Source organism: Methanococcoides mangrovi, from assembly GCF_052057775.1.
Lineage (GTDB): Archaea > Halobacteriota > Methanosarcinia > Methanosarcinales > Methanosarcinaceae > Methanococcoides.
The window spans coordinates 2,263,098-2,283,086 of sequence record NZ_CP195121.1; the positions used below are offsets into that span (position 1 = coordinate 2,263,098).

20 protein-coding genes are annotated in these 19,989 nt (G+C 44.0%); 3 read left to right on the plus strand and 17 right to left on the minus strand.

Annotated elements, in window-relative coordinates; genetic code table 11:
* Positions 1-83: 83 nt before the first annotated feature.
* Complete coding sequence (locus tag ACR3I3_RS11235) at positions 84-1,781, minus strand: SUMF1/EgtB/PvdO family nonheme iron enzyme (protein WP_440952338.1); 1,698 nt, start codon at positions 1,779-1,781, stop codon at positions 84-86.
* Positions 1,782-2,135: 354 nt separating this feature from the next.
* On the opposite strand from ACR3I3_RS11235, the gene ACR3I3_RS11240 reads away from it, so the two are divergent.
* Positions 2,136-3,497, plus strand: a complete 1,362-nt coding sequence (locus ACR3I3_RS11240) for an MATE family efflux transporter (RefSeq protein WP_440952339.1) — start codon at positions 2,136-2,138, stop codon at positions 3,495-3,497.
* A 61-nt stretch (positions 3,498-3,558) separates the two neighbouring features.
* Here the strand turns inward: ACR3I3_RS11240 and ACR3I3_RS11245 are convergent, their stop codons facing one another.
* The 9 genes from ACR3I3_RS11245 to ACR3I3_RS11285 all read right to left on the minus strand — a co-directional run bounded on the left by ACR3I3_RS11245 (position 3,559) and on the right by ACR3I3_RS11285 (position 12,631).
* Entirely contained in the window at positions 3,559-4,953 is a 1,395-nt protein-coding gene (locus tag ACR3I3_RS11245; RefSeq protein WP_440952340.1) for a tetratricopeptide repeat protein, read from the minus strand.
* A gap of 253 nt (positions 4,954-5,206) precedes the next feature.
* Positions 5,207-5,608 (minus strand): 30S ribosomal protein S6e, encoded by a 402-nt coding sequence (locus tag ACR3I3_RS11250; protein WP_440952341.1) that lies wholly within the window; start codon positions 5,606-5,608, stop codon positions 5,207-5,209.
* Positions 5,609-5,694: 86 nt separating this feature from the next.
* Positions 5,695-7,470, minus strand: coding sequence for a translation initiation factor IF-2 (gene infB / locus ACR3I3_RS11255; RefSeq protein ID WP_440952342.1), 1,776 nt, complete (start codon positions 7,468-7,470; stop codon positions 5,695-5,697).
* Positions 7,471-7,630: 160 nt separating this feature from the next.
* On the minus strand, positions 7,631-8,080 hold the full coding sequence (gene ndk, locus ACR3I3_RS11260) for a nucleoside-diphosphate kinase (protein ID WP_440952343.1): 450 nt from the start codon (positions 8,078-8,080) through the stop codon (positions 7,631-7,633).
* A gap of 13 nt (positions 8,081-8,093) precedes the next feature.
* The gene (locus ACR3I3_RS11265) at positions 8,094-8,282 is read right to left on the minus strand and encodes a 50S ribosomal protein L24e (RefSeq protein WP_440952344.1); all 189 of its coding nucleotides are present in this window, start codon (positions 8,280-8,282) and stop codon (positions 8,094-8,096) included.
* Between the two features lie 5 nt (positions 8,283-8,287).
* The gene (locus tag ACR3I3_RS11270) at positions 8,288-8,503 is read right to left on the minus strand and encodes a 30S ribosomal protein S28e (RefSeq protein WP_048205001.1); all 216 of its coding nucleotides are present in this window, start codon (positions 8,501-8,503) and stop codon (positions 8,288-8,290) included.
* A gap of 22 nt (positions 8,504-8,525) precedes the next feature.
* Complete coding sequence (gene rpl7ae / locus ACR3I3_RS11275) at positions 8,526-8,879, minus strand: 50S ribosomal protein L7Ae (RefSeq protein WP_440952345.1); 354 nt, start codon at positions 8,877-8,879, stop codon at positions 8,526-8,528.
* 215 nt (positions 8,880-9,094) lie between these two features.
* Positions 9,095-9,940 carry a hypothetical protein gene (locus ACR3I3_RS11280; protein WP_440952346.1) on the minus strand — a complete coding sequence of 282 codons (846 nt, stop codon included), beginning with the start codon at positions 9,938-9,940 and terminating at the stop codon, positions 9,095-9,097.
* 159 nt (positions 9,941-10,099) lie between these two features.
* The gene (locus ACR3I3_RS11285; RefSeq protein ID WP_440952347.1) at positions 10,100-12,631 is read right to left on the minus strand and encodes a PAS domain-containing protein; all 2,532 of its coding nucleotides are present in this window, start codon (positions 12,629-12,631) and stop codon (positions 10,100-10,102) included.
* A 300-nt stretch (positions 12,632-12,931) separates the two neighbouring features.
* Here ACR3I3_RS11285 and ACR3I3_RS11290 point away from each other — a divergent pair, with 300 nt between their 5' ends.
* Positions 12,932-13,837, plus strand: a complete 906-nt coding sequence (locus ACR3I3_RS11290; RefSeq protein WP_440952348.1) for a tetratricopeptide repeat protein — start codon at positions 12,932-12,934, stop codon at positions 13,835-13,837.
* Here the strand turns inward: ACR3I3_RS11290 and ACR3I3_RS11295 are convergent, their stop codons facing one another.
* Genes ACR3I3_RS11295 through ACR3I3_RS11310 form a run of 4 tightly spaced genes read right to left on the minus strand, consistent with a single transcriptional unit; the run spans position 13,838 to position 17,005 of the window.
* Positions 13,838-14,305 carry a nucleoside deaminase gene (locus tag ACR3I3_RS11295; protein ID WP_440952349.1) on the minus strand — a complete coding sequence of 156 codons (468 nt, stop codon included), beginning with the start codon at positions 14,303-14,305 and terminating at the stop codon, positions 13,838-13,840.
* A 3-nt stretch (positions 14,306-14,308) separates the two neighbouring features.
* Positions 14,309-14,905, minus strand: a complete 597-nt coding sequence (locus ACR3I3_RS11300; protein ID WP_440952350.1) for a DUF447 domain-containing protein — start codon at positions 14,903-14,905, stop codon at positions 14,309-14,311.
* Positions 14,905-15,876: a triphosphoribosyl-dephospho-CoA synthase gene (locus tag ACR3I3_RS11305; RefSeq protein WP_440952351.1), complete on the minus strand. Its 972-nt coding sequence runs from the start codon at positions 15,874-15,876 to the stop codon at positions 14,905-14,907. The genes ACR3I3_RS11300 and ACR3I3_RS11305 overlap by 1 nt, the downstream gene beginning before the upstream one ends.
* Positions 15,866-17,005 carry a methanogenesis marker 9 domain-containing protein gene (locus tag ACR3I3_RS11310; RefSeq protein WP_440952352.1) on the minus strand — a complete coding sequence of 380 codons (1,140 nt, stop codon included), beginning with the start codon at positions 17,003-17,005 and terminating at the stop codon, positions 15,866-15,868. The genes ACR3I3_RS11305 and ACR3I3_RS11310 overlap by 11 nt, the downstream gene beginning before the upstream one ends.
* Positions 17,006-17,140: 135 nt before the next feature.
* Here ACR3I3_RS11310 and ACR3I3_RS11315 point away from each other — a divergent pair, with 135 nt between their 5' ends.
* Positions 17,141-17,959: a carbon-nitrogen family hydrolase gene (locus ACR3I3_RS11315; protein WP_440952353.1), complete on the plus strand. Its 819-nt coding sequence runs from the start codon at positions 17,141-17,143 to the stop codon at positions 17,957-17,959.
* Between the two features lie 106 nt (positions 17,960-18,065).
* Here ACR3I3_RS11315 and ACR3I3_RS11320 read toward each other — a convergent pair whose 3' ends face one another.
* The 3 genes from ACR3I3_RS11320 to ACR3I3_RS11330 form a co-directional block, all read right to left on the minus strand.
* Positions 18,066-19,043, minus strand: a complete 978-nt coding sequence (locus ACR3I3_RS11320; protein ID WP_440952354.1) for a methanogenesis marker 12 protein — start codon at positions 19,041-19,043, stop codon at positions 18,066-18,068.
* A gap of 19 nt (positions 19,044-19,062) precedes the next feature.
* On the minus strand, positions 19,063-19,410 hold the full coding sequence (locus ACR3I3_RS11325; protein WP_440952355.1) for a DUF2103 domain-containing protein: 348 nt from the start codon (positions 19,408-19,410) through the stop codon (positions 19,063-19,065).
* Between the two features lie 107 nt (positions 19,411-19,517).
* A complete protein-coding gene (locus ACR3I3_RS11330; protein ID WP_440953799.1) occupies positions 19,518-19,955 on the minus strand; it encodes an ACT domain-containing protein in 438 nt (145 codons plus the stop codon).
* Between the last annotated feature and the right edge of the window lie 34 nt (positions 19,956-19,989).

Below are 19,989 nucleotides of genomic sequence, written 5' to 3' on the forward strand. Positions count from 1 at the left end.
CCAGTCCATTCCAATACATTCTATCAGGAGCAAATAATTCAAAAAACTGATGAGAAATATATTATTCCTCATCAGTATGACGATCATACATCCATTGCAAGACGGAATCCTACATTACTTAGACGAAGATCAGGATCAATAGATGTACGGCTGGCAGAACGGCAGGTATCGGGATCCCCATTCAAACTACCACTCCTCAGGGTTCGAAGATCGGAAGAAGCATCCACCCAGGCATTTGCAACCGTCGGAGCACCTTCATAACCAGAATGCCAGTCATCCTGAACAAATTCATAGACATTACCATGCATATCATACAGACCCCAGTTATTTGGTCTGAGATGACCAACTGAATAAATGTATTCGTTATACCATGCATACTCATGCAAGATGGATTCATTGTTTCCAAAATGATACCTGGTATTCGTGCCTGCCCTGCAGGCATATTCCCATTCTGCTTCAGACGGCAAACGATACTTATCCGTACCTTCCATTGAATTCAATCTGTTAATGAATTCCTGTACTTCATACCATGAGACCTTTTCAACAGGACGGTTGTCTCCTGTGGAGTGAGATGGATTACTACCCATGACCATAGCCCATTGCTTCTGGGTAACCTCGTATTTACCAAGATAATAACCCTTTTCAATGGTCACTTCATGAACAGGACCTTCCCTATCATAGAATCTGCCATCTTCATCATCAGAAGAACCCATTAAGAACTCACCTTCAGGGATCAGCACAAACTTTACCCCGATAGAATTTGTGAAGTTCTCAGGAGGTTCCTCTGGGAGAATAACCACCTCTTCCCTGACAAGAGTATCATTATTGTTTTCAGTTGCAACAACAGTCGGAGCTTTATCCAGGAGCACCAGACCCTGACGTGAGATCCCCTTCGAATTATCAGTAAATGGAATAGCAACAAAACATAAAAACAAAGAAGCTGCTAATATAATGCCCGCCCACTTGATCCAGCCCCTTTTCTTTGACTTATTGTGGATTACAGGCTCACGCAGCTTTTCCTTTACTTTCAACTGCTCGTTTTGTAACTTCTTTTCTAAAGGGCTTTTTCCTTCTTCTTTATTCTGTCCTTTACGTAATTTCTCTTGTCCAGGATGCTTTATTTTAGCTACTATCTGCTTTTCCCGAAGCTCCTCATGACCAGGATTTGTTATTTCCACATTTTCCTGCCCTTTCAGCAAGTCGCCATCAGGTTCTTTTGTTTTTGCATCTACCTGAGGTTCACCAAGCTTCTTTTCTTCAAGATGCTTTTGCTCTGCATCATCCCACCCTTTCAACAACTCATCTTCAAGATGCTTTTGCTCCGCATCATCCCACTCTTTCAACAACTCATCTTCAAGTTGTTTTCTTTTTTGCTCTTCCTGTTCTTTCCAGATCTTTGTCGCTTCGTATAGTCTCCGCTCAAAATCTGTAGCCTTCGGACCCAGAGATTCCACAATATCCGACTCTTTTTTAGAAGAAGAGGCATATGATCTGAGATCTGAATCATTATTCTGCTTTTCACTTCCATCTCCGGAGGCATTCGTACCGTCATCAAAAGGAGATGTAAATGTTATCCATCCGGACCCAAGATCGATCTTACAGGCATTTGCACTATCGATGTCTTCAAAACGTGTGCCTTTTTTGCCACCTAAACTTGATGCAGGAAACTTACCACCGTAGTCTCCGTCCATATAAACGTATTTAACTCCCTGGTAGCATCCTATCTCTTTTGCTTTTTCGCATACGTAAGAGGGAACGTCCATTCCAAGTTCGTTCTTCATGATATTATCCTCTTAATATCGATCATTACATACCATTCAGCCACAACCAATTCACCTGATAACCACAATTATACTATTTAATATCACATATTCTTTTAGCTTTATAGTAATTAATTATACCGTATCCAAAATATGCAAACATAAAATTTCATTCGCCTATACTTTCATCTTTTATTGGTTAAAGAAATGATCTTTGGAATAAATGAATAAACAAATAAATAAATCAATGAATAAATGAATCAACTATTACTCTCTAAATTGTCTGGAACACTGAAACAATCCCAGCTAATTATAAGTACAAGAAGTTCTCTTACACGTTAGTCCCCCGGGAACTAATGATCGAGATAAAGAACAATGCATGCCAAAGATGTAATGCTGGGAAAGGAATCCATAGGCAACCTTATTGTAAAACTCTCTGTGCCTGCTATTGTGGGGTTGCTTGTCCAGGCATTATACAACCTCGTGGACACAATTTTCATTGGGAGAGGACTGGGAGAACAGAGTATGCTGGGTATTGCCGGCATTTCGGTGGCTTTCCCCGTACAGATCCTGATGATGGCGATAGCTCTGGGAGTAGGTATCGGAGGTTCTTCCATTATTTCAAGGGCACTTGGAAAGAAGGACATACTAAAAGCTGAGAGAACGGTTGCCAACATGATCACACTGGTCGTTGTAGCCAGTATTGCTTTCACAGCCCTTGCCTTAATGTTCCTTGACCCCATGCTTAAGATCTTTGGTGCATCTGAGACCGTGCTACCTTTTGCAAATGAGTATACCAGATACATCGTCATTGGCACAACATTCTTCACATTCTCAGCAGCCATGAGCAATGCCATCCGTGCAGAAGGGAACACACGCTTTGCAATGGCCATCATGGTAATATCCAGCATTGCGAACATCATTCTTGACCCGCTTTTCATCTTCGAGTTCGGGATGGGGGTAAAAGGAGCCGCCATCGCCACAGTTATCTCGCAGGTGATCGGTTGCATCATGATCATTTACTATTATACAAGCAGCATGAGCCGACTGGACCTGATAGTACCTTACATGAAGCCGGAGACCGGGATAATGTCTGAGACCATTTCCATCGGCATGTCAGAATTCGTGTTCAATGTAGTGGAGAGTGCCCTCTTCCTGATCTTTAACCAGAGCCTTCTGCTCTACGGAGGAGATGTGGGGATCGCGGTCTTTGGCATAGTCATCAAGGTATTCATGTTGACACTCATGCCGATCATCGGAATAAAACAGGGGATTCAGCCGATAGTGGGATATAACTATGGAGCAAACGAGTTTGCAAGGGTCAGGAAAACGATCTCCCTTTCAAATTATATCGTTACATCAATGTGCATCGCAAGTACAGTAATTGTGTTCCTGGTACCTGAGCAGATCATGCGCATCTTCAGCAATGACGCACAACTCATAGACATGGGAATAACTGCACTGAAGATCTCGTTCCTTATGATGCCTTTTATAGGTTACCAGGTGGTTGCCACAGCACTCCTGCAATCACTTGGCAAATCAAAAGGATCACTTATTGTAACACTATCCAGGCAGATCATATTCCTCCCACCGCTGGTGATAATTTTGCCATGGTTCTTCGGCCTCAACGGCATTTGGATCTCATTCCCAATATCGGATTTCCTTGCATGTGTGGTCGCTGTGTTCATCACAAGGAAAGAGATAGCTATGATGAGAGCATTATCAGAAAGGAATTAAAATAGTACCTCTGAAATTTAAGAAATAAAAAATATTAGGACAGGAATAATAGGATTAACTATTACTCCATAGCCTGTATGTTTTTCCTGTAATAGAAATAGAGCACAAATGCTGCAAGAACAATTATGATCGCTGCAATTGAATAAGGACTTCTGAGCCATCCCATCTTTACCTGGGCCTCGACCATGGTTTTACCTTCAAGGGCTCCTTCATTTTCAGGATCGAAAGATAATACATCATCAAATGATTCCAGTGCATCTTCCTTATCACCAAGCTCATACTGGGTGTATCCCTGCCCTATAAGTGCGAGAGAATTTTTAGGCTCGAGCTCAAGTGCTGCTTCAAAGGCAGCAAGTGCTTCCTCAAATCTTCCAAGGTCATACAGCACACGACCGAGGTTGTACAGAACATCCGCATCACCTGCAAAGATATCGACTGACCTTTCATAGGAACTCAGTGCCTCTTCAAGATAACCAAGTTCAGAGTAGGAGTCACCCTTCCCGGCCCAGGCTTTAGCATAGTTCGGATCTGCCTCAATGGCCGCATCGAAGGCCTCAATGGCATGCTGATATTCACCGAGAGCAAAGAATGTGAAACCTTTTCCACTTAAAGCATTCACAAAATCCGGCTCAATGGATATTGCCTGATCAAAAGCAGCTATTGAATCCTCGTATTCTCCCACCTCATAGAGACAATAACCTTTTCCAGACCATGCAGAAGCATATTCAGGGTCCTCTGAGATCACATGATCGTAAGCATCAATGGCATCTTCATAGAGTCCAAGACCATAGAGAGCATCGCCCTTACCTACCCATGCAACCAGATAATCGTTGTTCAATCCGATAGCCGTCTCAAAATTATCAAGTGCTTCTGAATACTTTCCTATCCTAAGAAGTGAATATCCCTTCCCTGAATATGAGAAGATAAACTTTTGATCGATAGATAATGAAGTATCATATGCTTCAATGGAAGCATCGTACTGCCCCAACTCATAAAGTATCCTTCCTTTACGGTACCAGATATTAGCATCATCAGTACCAATCACTGTTGCTTCATCATAAAGGACCCAGGCATCTTCATATCTTCCAAGCCTCAGGAGAGAATCTGCCTTCCCTGCATATGCGGCCATGGAAGAGGGATCATACAGAAGTGTATAATCATAAGCCTTTATGGCTTCCTCATAATCGCCAAGCGCATAATATGCATCGCCTTTACCCAGCCATGCAGCAGGATGCGTCTGGTGCAATGAGATCGCATAATCGAAAGCCTCCAATGCACCTTCATAATCCCCTTCTTCAAGCATATCGTTCCCACTCGCCACCCATTCGGTTACAGTGGAAGCATTTACCGGAGCCACTAATATGATAAACAGAAGTAAAAGTGACAGGGAAAGACGCAATGATGTTCGCGGAGTGCATCTTTTAATTCGAGTCAATTTCATATCGTCTGACAACATACCACCTTTTTAAATTATGAAATATATAAGAAAATTATAGGTAAGAATCAATCATATAATATATCTTTTTTCAGCGAAAAATAAAATGATCAGCAAATTAGGATTGGGTTTGCAGAATTTGGCAATATTATAAGAAATGCAATAGCAATAAACTGAAATAACTATAAGAGAGATTGAACTCCAGAAATTGATCCAACATCAAGTAGATCAATAAAATAAAGACTTAAAAAAGATAAAAAAAAGAGTGAGAATATCACTCTTCTGCAGGTGCTTCTTCACCGCCACCGAGGATATCCTCAATGGACTTGGCGCCATAGCCGGTTACCTTTGTGTTGATCTGGGTAAGATCTGTTGCGACCTCCCTTCCACGAAGGAATTTCCTGCGACGTACACCTTTTGCTTTTGGTGAATATCCTACGCCTCTTGCAACGAGGATCTTCTGCCTCTTTGAACCTGGAAGGTCAGGGCTCATTACAAAACCACTGTTGTCGGTACCACCTGTGATAGTAAGGGTATAACCTTCCAGACCTACTGTTGAACCATCCACTGTCTGGCCAATAGCCTTGCCGATGTACTGGTTTGCCTCAGCTCCAGTGATATCAAACTGGTAGGTCTTGGTTTTTGGATCTGAAACTACAACTTTGAAATCTACCATGATTTGCCTCCGAATATTAGTGAAATTTAATTTATTTTTTAGTTAATTTGAATCTGGTATATGTCTAACAGACATCTGTTTTATATTTATTTCGCCCAGAAGGGGTTGTCCCTTCTTTTGATCTCAAGGAATGCTTCCATTGCTTCTATTTCGTCCGCCGAAAGTGAATCGTAAAGTTCATGCTCAAGGATCTTAGCATGTCTTTCAGGTATGTTCACATACAGTACATCGCCTTCGTGTATCTGCCTGCCCACAGTGGGGCCCTCGATACTCATAGCGACTTCCATACCAATGCGAGCCTGACCAACATTCTCACCGCGGGATTGTAGGCCTTTTATAGTACCTACAACAGTGCCGTCCTCTGTGGCCACATCGACCTTTGTCTTGACAACACCGCCAATGATCCTTACACCCACAACAGCCGGTTTGCTCTGCCTGAACGTACAATCAGGCATAATAGTGAACATTCCCGGTTTGACGATGGTCTCGGAGATAGCTTTCTCAGATAGTGCACGCTGCTCTTTGATCCAGTCCTTGTAATCGTCAATAAGACGATAGATGACATCGTTCATGAACAACTTGACATCCGTAGATTGCAACTTCTCCTTTGCATCGGGGAGAATATTGACATTGAATCCGATTATCGCTGAGTGGAGTGGTTCTTCGATAGCCGAAACTTCCACGATATCCCTGTTGGAGATATCACCCACATCTGCCTTACGGATCGAGATATCTTCTTTCCTCAATTCGTTCACAAGAGCTTCAAGAGAACCTATCGTATCTGCTTTTATGGTAATACCACTCTGGTCAGTGTCGATCTTGACATCCTCTACCTCACTGCGAACCTCTTCAACAACTGCATCAAGGGTATCTGGGGTCGCAACCCTTACGGAACCACCTGAAAGAGCACCGTCAAGATTTGGTGCCGATACCTTAATACCAATAGCAGCGGTTACTTTGCTGACCTGCTTGAACTTGTCCTCAACATTGATCTCTGAAAGGACACGAGGTTTAAGCACTGCACGTACTTTGGTCTGTATAGGTTCTCCAAGGCTTCCAACAACAATTGTGTCACCTTTTTTCAGCGTACCGTCATAAAGTATAAGATCAATAGTGGTTCCAAGACCACGTTCTTCTTTTACTTCAAGTACGGTTCCGATACCCGGACCTTCCGCATTATAATGCAGGTTTGATTCCAGGAACCTCTGTGCCAGTCCAAGTAAAACCATTAACAGATCAGGAATTCCTTCTCCTGTAATAGCACTGATTGGTATGACACCGATGTTGTGCTGGAAATCAGCTACCCGGTCGTACCTGTCCGAGCTGAAGCCATGATTATACAGTTCACCCACGACCTCATAGAACTTGGTGTCCAGACTTGCCCTCACATGTTCGCTCTGCTTATTGTAGGACGCCAGGAAAGAAGCTCCTTTATGAGGGTCCCATCCGTGGATCTTGTCGATCTTGTTGGCAACCACCACAAAGGGTGTCTTGTGCTGCTTCAATATATGCAGGCTTTCAATGGTCTGGGGTTTGAAGCCCTCATTGATATCCACAATAACGACAGCAAGATCCGCAAGAGCTCCACCACGGCTCCTCAGGGTCGTAAAAGCATGATGACCGGGAGTGTCAATGAACAACAATCCCGGGACGATGAACTTGTCCAGCAGACCGGGATCACCACATTTCTCCACAATGGATTCAATAGGAACCTCAGTTGCACCGATATGCTGGGTAATAGCTCCAGCTTCACCGGATACAACAGCACTTCCGCGAATATTATCGAGCAGTGAGGTCTTTCCGTGGTCCACATGCCCCATTACACATACAATAGGGGTCCTTAAGTTCTCCTTTACAGCCATGGTGTAACTTCCTCTGGAATAATCATATTGATCTGATCAGCGATAAAAATATACAGGGCACTCAATGCCCATTAAATGTGACATCTGCGACAGGTCAGGAATTGCCCGACCTGAAGCTTCTGAATACCATTTAGTTGCCAGATGGTTAGATCCTTTGAGCTTACTCGTAAAGCTGTCCTTCATCGATCCTGGTATAGCTTGCGATCTCAGACTCTTCGAAGTGAAGAGCGATCTCACGTTCTGCTGATTCAGGAGCATCGGATGCGTGGACAACATTCCTTCCGGTCTCAATTGCGAAGTCACCACGTATGGTGCCAGGTAATGCTTCTACAGGATTTGTCGCACCGTTGACAGCGCGCATGATCTTGATAGCGTCCTTACCTTCAACGACCATTGAAACGGATGGACCTGAGGTCACATACTCTACGAGGGAAGCAAAGAATGGTCTCTCAGAGTGCTCTTTGTAGTGCTCCTTTGCAGTAGCCTCAGCCATTACGTTCATCCTCAGAGCTGCGAGCTTGAGTCCTCTCTTCTCGATCCTTGAAAGGATCTCGCCGACAAGACCGCGCTGTACGCCATCAGGCTTGACCATAACATAAGTTCTTTCCATCAGGTACACCTACTTATGCTTTCTTCAGGAATATTCTGCCCTGCTCTGTCCAGATAGTACGCCTTGGAAGTCTTCCAAGATCGAAGTTGCTCTTGCACTTTGAAGAACAGAAATAATAGGTAGAGCCATCTTTCTTTGCGAAGAGCAAGCCGGTTCCCGGCTCAAGCTGCTCACCACAGAATGAACACTTTCTCTGTTCCATTATCATCACCTGGTAGTTAATTTCTTAGCTTCTCTTGATGTCTCCATAAGCATGAACACATCGCCGATCCTTACCGGACCTACACAGTTCCTTGTAATGATCCTGCCCTTGTCACGACCCTCAAGTACCCTGCACTGGATCTGGCTTGCTTCACCATGCATACCGGTGTTGCCGATAACATCGATAACCTCGGCTGCAAAGCCTGTATCATCATCTGCCATTTGAGATGCCTCCGGTTACCGTTTATTTGAGTGCACTTACTTTCTGTGCAACGTCTTCTACAAGTTCGCTGCCCTTGCCTGCGTCAGTGATCACAACAGCTGCACAGCCAACTCCTATACCACAGGCTGCACCAAGCTCTTTCTGCTGCTTAACGAAAATGTATGGAGTGTTCTTTTCCTCACAAAGAGCAGGAATGTGAGCAACGATCTCAGCTGGCTCAATGTCATCTGCAATGACCGCAAGCTTTGTAATGCCTCTCTCGATAGCCTTTGTTGCTTCGTTTGTACCTTTCTTGATCTTACCGGTGTCTCTTGCGAGTTCGATTGCTTCAAGTGCCTTATCTGCTAATTCGTCAGGAACGTCAAATTTTGCCATATTTATATTCTCCTTCGAAACCGTATCTTATGCTACGGCTTGTCATCATTCATTGTATTCACTTTAGTATGAATTGGCATTTTCCCTCATGGGACTACACTTTAATCCACCAAAGTATTTGCTATGAATCGTGGCATTTACATATATAGCTTGCGCCAAAATCAAGCCATATCTCAGAAAAAGGATGAACAAAAATAAGAAGGTGAGAAAAGATCTCACCATGCCGGCTCTATGGCCAGGGAATAGAAGTTTGCAACATCTGAGGTTACAGTAACTTTAAGGATATCGTCCTCTGAATAAATGTCATATGAAAGGGCGCGTTCTGAGCTGTTAGCTGAAAGGGCTGTAACATTGTTGATGGTATCCTCAGCAGGGTTAAGATAGACCGTTGTCCTTGAGAGAGTTGATCCATCCTCAAGTTTCAAACCAAAGTAGTATTGATCTGCAAAACCATCATCCACTAAGATCAACTGCTGTATCTCAGCTCCGGGCTCTACGAATTCCAGAACCCTTTCAAACTCAGTATTCGATTCAGCTTTACCTTCGATCGCGTCCAGAGCAGACTCAACTTCAGCTTTTTCACCGAAAAGCATTGGTTCACCAACCACATTATACACATTGTTCCCGCGTGAGAGAAGCTGATAGCCATTGTACAGCTCAGGAGCAAGATAGTACTGGAATGCTATTACCTGCGGTGAGATCTCATGCATGTTAAGTTCTGTTCCATCAATGTATTGTGCACGATACATCTTATTGACGCGTACCCCGTAAATACCATCAAGCTGTGATGTGTTCCCAGTTAGCAGTTCAAGGGGAGTGCCACTGATAGTCTGGAAATCAAAATACTGTACTGCAACAGCATCCCCAGCTGTCACTGCAAGTCCGTCTTCAATAGAGTTCAGTTCAAGTTCCACATGCTTGCCAGATACGGAATCAAAACTGGCTGCTTCTACAGAAGAACTGTCCTCCTCTGTTGGACCCATAGTCGCACTGATAAAGAAAGTGAATATGGACATGACCATAATGACCGCTAAAAAGATCGCTACATATTTCTGATTCATATATACACTCCGGAATAAACATTGGAAGTGCTTCAGCAGAAGCACTTTTTAAAAGCTGAAACATCCTATCTGCATACTCATATATAAGGCTCTTTATTATGTTCATGTAAGGAAATAATTCGATAAAGAGTATTGACCACAAGGTTCCAAAAAGCAGGATCATTCAACGAAACGCGATGTGGAAAGGATACATGGATTTCCTGACCACTCACCACAAACAAGCCTTGTCTCAACCTTATACAAAGTACCTTCAGCGCTCACCATAAGCGTCTCGAACACAATGGTCTTTCCGACTTTTACTTTCGAGAGGATCGAATCCACATGGTCCCATTGAGATTCCGGATGAAGCTCAAGATAATGGATATCAGGATTTTCATCCGAATGATCACCCGCCATAAATCCAAGGAATTCGCCCACTGTTTTATTTGTATAAAGGACATAACCTTCCATGTCCATGACCACCAGTAGCTCATCCATCATATCAACAAGCGATCGCAGGTCATTGTATTTCAGGGAGATGCCTGACTCTGAGCGCATTTTTGAGATCGTGATTCCGATCTGATTGGCTATCGTTTCAAGGGAAGCACGTGAGTTGTCAGGGATCTCGTATTCACTGTGTGATGAAAGACAAAGAGCTGCTATGACCTTACCTTCGTGCTTCACAGGAATGATCGCCGTACCATGAAGACCTTCATAACGAAGCTTCTCACCGGTGCCAATAGCATTAAGTTCCGAATGATGTTTATATACCGGCTGACCGGTCATGATCAGGCGGTTATGGACTGAATTTTTCGGGAAAACAGCAGTATCCACCACAAAACGATCAGACAGACCTTTATGTGCAACAAGCTTCATGTCCCCCGTGACCTCGTCCAGAAGATACAGCCTTCCGGAATCCACAGGGTCGATCTTCAGACTGAAGTTGAGCATCTGTTCAAATGTTTCCTCCATGGTGGTAGCAGAACTGAGTACAGTATCAAGATCAAGCTGGATATGCATGAAATCATCAGAATGCTTCCTGTCGGTCACATCAACAATAATACCCTGCAGATACCTTACATTCCCTTCCTCGTCATGTTTTATGAAGGTCCTCTCATCAACCCAGCGCACATCCCCATGCTTGGTAAAAATGCGGTACTCCTGATTAAAGTCCATGAAACCTGCATCCACCCTTTTTGCAAGTTCCTTTTGCACCCGTTCCAGGTCATAAGGATGGACTATATCTCCATAGGAAAGCCTGCCTGAAATGAAATCATCAACAGAATAACCAAACTGGGAAACATTCTCAGATACGAACTCAACAGGCCAGTTCTCCTCGGCACGCCAGAGGAAAACAACCGCAGGGCTGCTTTTAATAACATCTGCAAGTATCTTCTGTATATCCAGTGAACGGTGAAGTTCCCAATCCGATTTCTTATGAAGCAGGATGTTCCACATCCCATTCATCAGAAGGGTCACCTGGCGCACATCAGACAGATCATAGTCTTCACTCTTATTGGCCAGGCCAACAAGACCAACGATGAGATCCCTTTCAAATATTGGGATACTAAGGAACCGGTCAATTCTCATGTGTTCTTCAGGATAACCTTTCTTGGAGGGGTTCTCCTTTGAATAATCATTGATGATTATAGGGAGCTTCTGCCTCATCGACTCGACCCAGAGACCTGCATGATCAACATGGGATGCCGGCTTCTGACCCTTAATGGAACATTCCTCCATAGCTTCCCCGGACCAGGACTCGATCGTGATGGTCTTCTCGTCCTCACCAACAAAAGCAAGATACCCCATCTGGCTTCCAGTCAGCCTTACAGCTTCAGCCAGTGAAAAATCAACGATCTCCTGAACAGAAGCATCCGTCATCTGGTAAAGGTTAAGCAGGGCTTCCATGCGCATTTCTTCAGTATGCAGAGCATTCTCGATCTTCTTGCGCCCGGTGATATCAACAATAATACCCTGAAGATATATGACCTCACCTTTAGAATTATGATGAAGGTGTGTCCTTTCGTCCACCCAACGGATCTCACCTGCCTTTGTAATTATCCGGTATTCCTGGAAGAAATCAGAATAACCACCTTCAGTTGATTTGGATACCCCTGCACGTACACGGCCAATATCATCGGGATGTACAATATCAGCATAAACAAGCCTGCCCGATGTAAAATCTTCCACAGAGTAACCAAACATACCAATGTTCTTTGAAACGAATTCAACGGGCCAGTCTTCTTCAGGCCTCCATAGGAATACTACAACAGGACTGGAATTAATGACCGATTCCAGTGTGCTCTTCATTTCCAGAGCACCGTCCAGCAGAGCCATATCTCCCACCCTCTGCTCGGTTATATCAACAACTATACCATGATAGAACCGGATATTACCAGACTGATCATAATGAACAGAAGTCCTCTCATCGACCCATCTGACCTCTCCCGAACGTGTGAGAATGCGGTATCTCAGGTCAAAGCTTGTGTCTTCTTTGTTCACATGACGCAATGATTCGGACATTACCATCTCTGCATCATCAGGATGGAGAATGTCAATATAGCGAAGCTTCCCGGAAATAAAATCTTCTGCAGCATATCCAAACTGGGATATGTTCTCTGAAACGAAGTCCACAGGCCAGCCTTCTTCTTCCCTCCAGACAAAAACCATTGCAGGGCTTGAGTTGATCACGGAAGTAAAGACCTCATCCATGGATTCAGGATCAAGAAAAGATTTTTTTGCCCCGTCAATATTCGTTTTTCCGGCAGATATCCGATCAACCCCTAAGTTTGTAGATATGTATAAGATTGTGACCCTATTTATACATTAATGCAAAGAACATACAAAAATTCATTTTGTTTTTTATAAGTATGTTATATCTCATGAGAAATTTGACCTTAATAGGATAAAAAGCATTGTCACATGGGAAAGATACTCATAATAATGCAGAAATGGAAAATATTCCATCCATTCTGCAAAAACTATATCACCATTCCTAATCTAATTCAACCTATGGGCATTTTCAAAAATATAATTGGTCAATCATCTTTCAGGCGAAAGCTCAAGCAGATGGAAAAAACAGCAGAGAGCACTTATGGAAAAGGATACGTTCTTTTTGAACTTGGCCGATATGAAGAAGCACTGGAAAAATACGACGAAGCGGCAGATATACTGGATGAGATGCAGCAACTGCTTCTGGAAGAAGGGATAGAGGATGAGGCTAACAACGTTGCAAAAAGGGCAATGGATATCAGGTTCAATAAATGTTTCATCCTTTTCAGGCTTCAGAGATACGAGGATACCCTTCAGATCATCGATGAGACTTTGAGCAGGAAACCGGAAGACCCAAAGATCATATTCAGCAAAGGTTTTGTGCTTTTCAGCATCAGCAGATATGAAGAAGCACTTCATATACTTGAAAGGGCTATTGAAATGCAACCGGAATTCCCTGATCCATGGTACTGCAAGGCCAATGCCCTTTATCAGATGGAACTTTTTGAAGATGCACTTGAAGCATATAGTAAAGCCATAGAATATGCAGGCATAATGGACTTTGAGTTTCCAAGATATTCCTTCCTGAACATCAACCCCGACCCAACGATAAAGACAAATGCGGCAGGAGTATGGTATTCCAAAGCAAATACCCTTAGTAAGCTGGGAAGGACTGAAGAAGCTATCGAAGCATACAGCAAGGCACTTGAAATAAGAAAATCATTCTCAGATGCATGGTACTGTCTTGGCAACTGCCTCGCAGAAGCCGGCAGGGATGAGGATGCAATAACTGCTTTGACAAACGCGATACAGATCGAACCTGATCTTATAGCAGCACGTGAGAACAAAGCAGAACTACTTTTAAAACTTGGAAGACCCGAAGAAGCAAAAGAAACACTTGAATACGATCCAGGTACCGGTAATTGATCAGTACATGATCTTATCCGGTTTCTTCTCCCATTCGACAAGCAGGTCCCGACAGCCTTTGCATTCGACATGGGAGTTTTCCAATACGGATGCTGAAGCCCCTTTTTTCAGTATTTCATATATCTTCCCGTCATCAAAACCTATTGCAGCAACTTCCTCGGTGCTTGTTCCATAATAGACTTTTCCGATACGCGCCCAGCATATGGCAGAGAGACACATAGGGCAGGGCATTGTGGTGGCATAAAGCTCACAACCTGAAAGATCAAAAGTTCCAAGTAATGAAGAAGCTTCGCGTATAGCGACAATTTCAGCATGTGCAGAAGGGTCTTTGGTTCCAAGGACCCTGTTGTGCCCTTTGGAGATGAACTTACCATCCTTTACAATCACAGCACCAAAGGGTCCGCCTTCGTTATTTTCCATACCCTTGCGTGCTTCTTCAACAGCAATATCCATGAAGTCGTCAGACATTAGTTACCTGTTCTCCCCAAGATGGTCCAGAAGAAGCTCCATTGCCTTTTTTTCACTTTTACCGCCGCACTTGTTCACAGTGCCTGAATAGGCCTTTATGAGCCTCATGTACTTTTCGTCTTTTGTGATCTCATAGCGTGTTGCATGCACACAGGATTCGATCAGCAGATTGAAACCACGATTCACGGACTTCAGGACAGATTCGTTCATACGTGCATGGAGAGGTTTGAGTTTTGCTACCAGCGCTTCGGAAGTTTCTTTTATATCAGTACACTCAAAGACAATCCAGCACATTGCATTCTTAAGAACTGAAAAATGCCGACCGGCATTTGTAAAAACATCGAACTCAGAGTCATCGATATCACCAAAAGTGGTACGCACAAAAAGAACAGGATCGTAAACGAGATTTGCCACAAGCAAGCGCTCTGCCATGACATTGCTGTATGTTGTTGATCCTTTAAAGAGCCTCACAAGCAACTCATCATTCTTTCGAATTATACCCATCGGAGCAGCATTTGGAGACCAGCCATGATAGGTGGTCACTATCATTTCATTTATACCTTCATTTATTCCAAAAGTGTCAAGATCGATATGTGCCATTAGAACCTCAAACCTCCAAGCAATGCTATGAAAATGCCTGCTATTATAATGTCAGCTGTGGATCCCGGATTCAGTTTTTGCCTCAGTAGTTCCTCATCGAAGTCCTCAATTTCACTCCGGAATGCGTTGATATCATAACCATTATTTTCAATTTGTGAGATAATATACTTTGCCTGTACAGAAACATTTTCCGCTGTTTCTATATTAGTCTTTGTCCGGATGAAAGTATCAGCATTTTCCGAAAGCAACTTCAGGAATGTGTAAACGATAACGTTATTGATGTCATCGATCCGATCCTCACCTTCGGAAGCTGTCATCAGACGGATTATTGTCTGCGCACAATATGCACAGTTCTTAAAGCCGGTCACCCACTCATTTGCGATCTGGTCATACCCCTGCGAGATCTTCATCAGATCGTACAAGGTCACCCCTTCTTCCTTCAACGAATCAAGTGAAGACTCGTCCTGAAGATCGAAATCGTCCACATCGTTCACACGAACGCCTGCTGAACTGAAAGACCTGTAAAAGTCAAGGGCATCGTCATTATCAGATGAACGAACTGCCTCATGAGCACGGCTGATAAGCATTGCCACATCAAATTTCCCACTATTATCCAGAAGTTGCCCTGCAGCCATGGAAAGTGGAATAAGCAGGAGAAATGCACCGAAGTGGGTGTTACCGCCGCTTTGCCAGCAATTGCTCTGGTAAACAGCATATTTAAGGCTCTCGCCAATAGATACACATCCTCTGGCTGCATTCTCAATTACAGGAGAAACGCTGATAGCTGATGCAAGAAAATGCTCATACCTGGTATCATCATAGTCATGATGACGGTCTATATTCCCGGGTTTGGGGGATGATGAGACCTCAAGGACCATTGCAAGCTGAGCACAGCGTGCGATATAGGATGCTGCAGAGCCGAAGCTGCAGCAAGCATCATCGGACACCGGACCGCAATAATCAGGATTCATTCACTGGTTTTTTAGCATTATCTAGTATATAAGTTGCAAGGTCTTTCTTAAGCTTCATGTAATCTGCTGCAGAAAGGTCAAGCAGGTCAAGGACGCCATCCCTTAAGTAGCAGGGCTTTGAGATCTTACAACACCATACGAGGCTGCCAAAGCAGGTACTATCACCAAATTCAAGAGGTGTTCCCTTTGCAAACTCCATTTTTATATTTGCAAACTCCCGGGGACTATAGCCAAGCTGCCCGGCCTTATTGTGCACAGCACAGGGTTTGACCGGAAGACAGCAGAATGCAAGTCCGCGAAGGTCACCCTCGCCACGACAGACGTGTTTTGGTGAATTGTACCAGCCCATCTGTTCCTGAAGCAGGGTCACCTCATCAACAAGGTCATCTATGAGATGTGGGTCCTGAAGAACGCCTCTTGAAACAGAGACCATATCAGCACCTCTTGAGAACATCTCTTTAGCATCATCGAAATCAAGAACGGAATTGTTTCCGATCAGGAATATCCTGGAAGAATCACGTACACGCAATATTGCGCTCAGGTCAGCACCTGCACCTTCTTTCATGGCATCAAGATGAAGTATGTCGGCACCTGCCTTTTCAATGACCCTTACAAGAGCAATATCATCAACAACGTTTGCCCTAACCTTTACGGAGAGAACGACACCGATCTCTTTGATCTTAGAGATCCATTCTGCCAGCCTAGGCTGATCCTTTATCAAAGCTTCACCGACACCGATAGAGACCATTTCCTCCTGTCTGCAGTGAGCATCCAGCTCAAGAATGTAACCGGCTTCTTTTATGATCTCAGCAGCTTTTAGCAATGGATCAAGAGTTGTGCTCCTGACATTAAAGGCAACAGCGCCATCTATATCGACTGCTTTTACCTCCTTTTCAAGGAACTCCAGCGGTGATCCGGTAATGAACTCTTCCCTGCCCCTCTCAACAAGTTTAGAAGCTGCAGCATTCGTCTCGCTGTCCAGATTATATCCACCGATCACAGCAAGACCGGCATTCTGTGCATGGGTATTCGCAAACTCACTATTGGTAATTCCAGCCATTGGTGCAAGGGCTATGGGGTTACTGAATTTGACATAACCTACCTGCAGATCAAAAAGTTCATCACTCACAATAAAAGCCTCATTGAAGGTTAGTTGTCTTAATTTGGGCTGTAAAAGAAGGTAGTTGCATATTAATGTAACGTTACAGCAAATAAATATATACAGAGAACAAGAGAATCAATCCAAAAAAAGAGAGGCTATCAAGTGAAAAACATAAAAGCCGCAGCGATCCAGATGGACATATCCCAGTGCAATAAACAGGACAATATAGACAAAGCGCTCATGCTTTCAGAGAAAGCGATCTCACATGGTGCGGACCTGATAGTTCTCCCGGAAGTATTCTCAACAGGTTTCTGCTACGAAGAACTGGAAAATGCAGGAGAGTCCGAACCATTCCCTACGATCGAAAGGCTAAAAGAATTCTCAAGACATAACTCGTGTGTTATGATAGGTTCCATTATAGGGAAAAGTGAACCCGATCTTAATAAGAACGAACTGGCAAAAAATAAAGGAACCGTTTTCACGAATCTGGGATTCTGCATCGAAAATGGAGAACTTGCAGGAACATACACCAAAACACACCCATTCGGAAGGGAAAAAGGCTATTTCAGAGCCGGGAACAGTATCGAACCCATATGCCTGAAGAGTCTCGACATCACCATCGGACTGCAGATCTGCTATGAGATACGCTTTCCGGAAATTGCAAGAAAGCTTGCGATCGAAGGTTCCGATATCCTCGTGACCATCGCAGAATTCCCGAACCCCCGGGAATACCAGTGGCGTTCACTTGCAACAGCACGTGCTGTTGAGAACCAGATATACCATGTCGCCTGCAATCGAACTGGCTCTGATCCCGATTCCACGTTCTTTGGGGCCACAATGATACTTGACCCTCTTGGAAATGTCCTTGCAGATGCAGAAGATAAAGAGTGCATTATAATTCATGAGATAGACTTTTCCATGATGGAACAAACAAGACAGGCGATCCCGGTATTCAATGACCGCAGGCCTGACCTTTATTAAAAAGATAGGATGATCCGTTAAAATTTAACAAAGGGATATGGTATGAAACAACAGATATGGAAGATCATACCCCTATCTATTAATTTTAAATTTCAGGATTTATGTATCAGACTTTAAAATGAACATCAAGTCCGAGAATATGAACAGCACCGCCGGCGATATCACGTGCGATCTCTGCACATCCAATGGCAGCACTCCACTTGCCAAGCACATCCGGCCTGACACCCAGATGCCTTCCTATGCGTTCAACAACGAACTCATGTTCACCCATGGAGCCGGCAAGGAACACCTTGCCCCTTGAGCCAAGGTCTTCCATGAGAACCTGCATTGCAGCAATCTCCATGGCAGCAAAGAGTGAAATACGTTCCATTGCAAGCACAGCCTCATCCTCACCATCATCAAGTGAATTGAGAAGTTCAGCGACACTGGAATAGGGACTGCGGCTTAGTACCCCGGCATTCATGAAGGCCTGATTTGCACTGCATTTACCTGCATCGACGTTCCTTATGGCTTCAAGGTCGAGCGGACCGTGCTGGGTACCCGGAGCAAATATGCAGGCATCGATAGCACCTGCAAGCCTGCCTCCGCAAACACCGACGGTCACGGTATTGGAGCTGATATCAGAGACCACGAGATCATCTACACCTTTGCATCTGGCATTGTATGCGATACCTATCTTTTCGGGACTTGTTGAATGTGAGAATACGTTCATCCGGGCATCAGTATTGCTTTTTGAATGGATACCGGGGATCAGTACAGCTGGCATAACAGAGTCCCTGATCGCATCGAATACGAGAGTACCTGCTCCGGTCTTCTTCCCAACACCTTCGATGCTTACGACACCACGGGCTTCGACATTCTTGAGATCCTCAATGGCAACTATGCCATCACCCATGGAATAAGTAACTGCAGCAAGTTCAATATCAGTGATGTCAACCCCAAGCCCTGATGTGAAAGATGAAATTATCTCATCTCCGGACATGAGTGCCACTTCTGAGCGCGGCAATTCGAATGTTTTCACACCGTCTTTTTCGATCCCGGCAAAACGCATTGCATTGGTACCGTGATCAACACCGACGAACATAAATTACACCTTAATAAAGTTAGATATCAAAAAGCAGGGCATTAAGCTCTTCCATTACACGCTCACCTTCATCGTGAGTGGCAACTGTTGTAACGATCCTGATCTCCTGTGAGGAAGTACCGTGTGACAAAAGCATTCTAAGGTTGCCTCTTTCATCAGGACGCAGGACCTTTGCAGTGAGATTTCCACCTGGAGAGCTCTTTCCTTTGACGGTTATAACAGATGGGATGATACTCTTGACCTCTTCGTGCTGACTTATGATACCAAGGACCTTTTTCCCCTGGCGTTCACCAATAACAGTTGTGTGAGCACCGTGAAGTTTTGCTTTTAGTGTCGTTTCCCAGTTCACAATCGATTTATCTTCCATGCACGAAATTTGAAAAGCTGATATAAAAACGTTACTGAGATATATAAATCAAAAAGTAGATCGAAAAAGAAAGGGAAAGGACATGCACTTTATCGTGCCCTATCCGATCAAATGTTATGTACGTCGCTCATATCGAGAAGACGGATGTTTGCGCCATCAAGGGCCTTGACAGCACCCCGGATATCATTGACACGTACGATAAGGAAGGCCTTCTCTGTCTTAGTGACAAATGCATAAGCATAATCGATATTGATGTTCTTTTCACTAAGAACATCAGCGATCATGGCAAGCTGACCAGGGATATCCTCCATCTCAACACCGAGGACATTGGTCTCGGATACAGTAAAACCTGCATCATGGAGCACTTTATGAGCCATATCCGGCTCATCAACAACCATCCTGATGATTCCGAAGTCACCGGCCTCTGCAATAGTGAATGCACGAATATTGATGCCGGCCTCCTTGAACTTCTCAGCAATGTTTGCAAGCCTTCCTGGCTTGTTCTCTGCAAATAATGAGATCTGTTTGATCATTTTCTCTTCTATGAGATCAACCCCTTAAGTTCTATTAGAATGACTG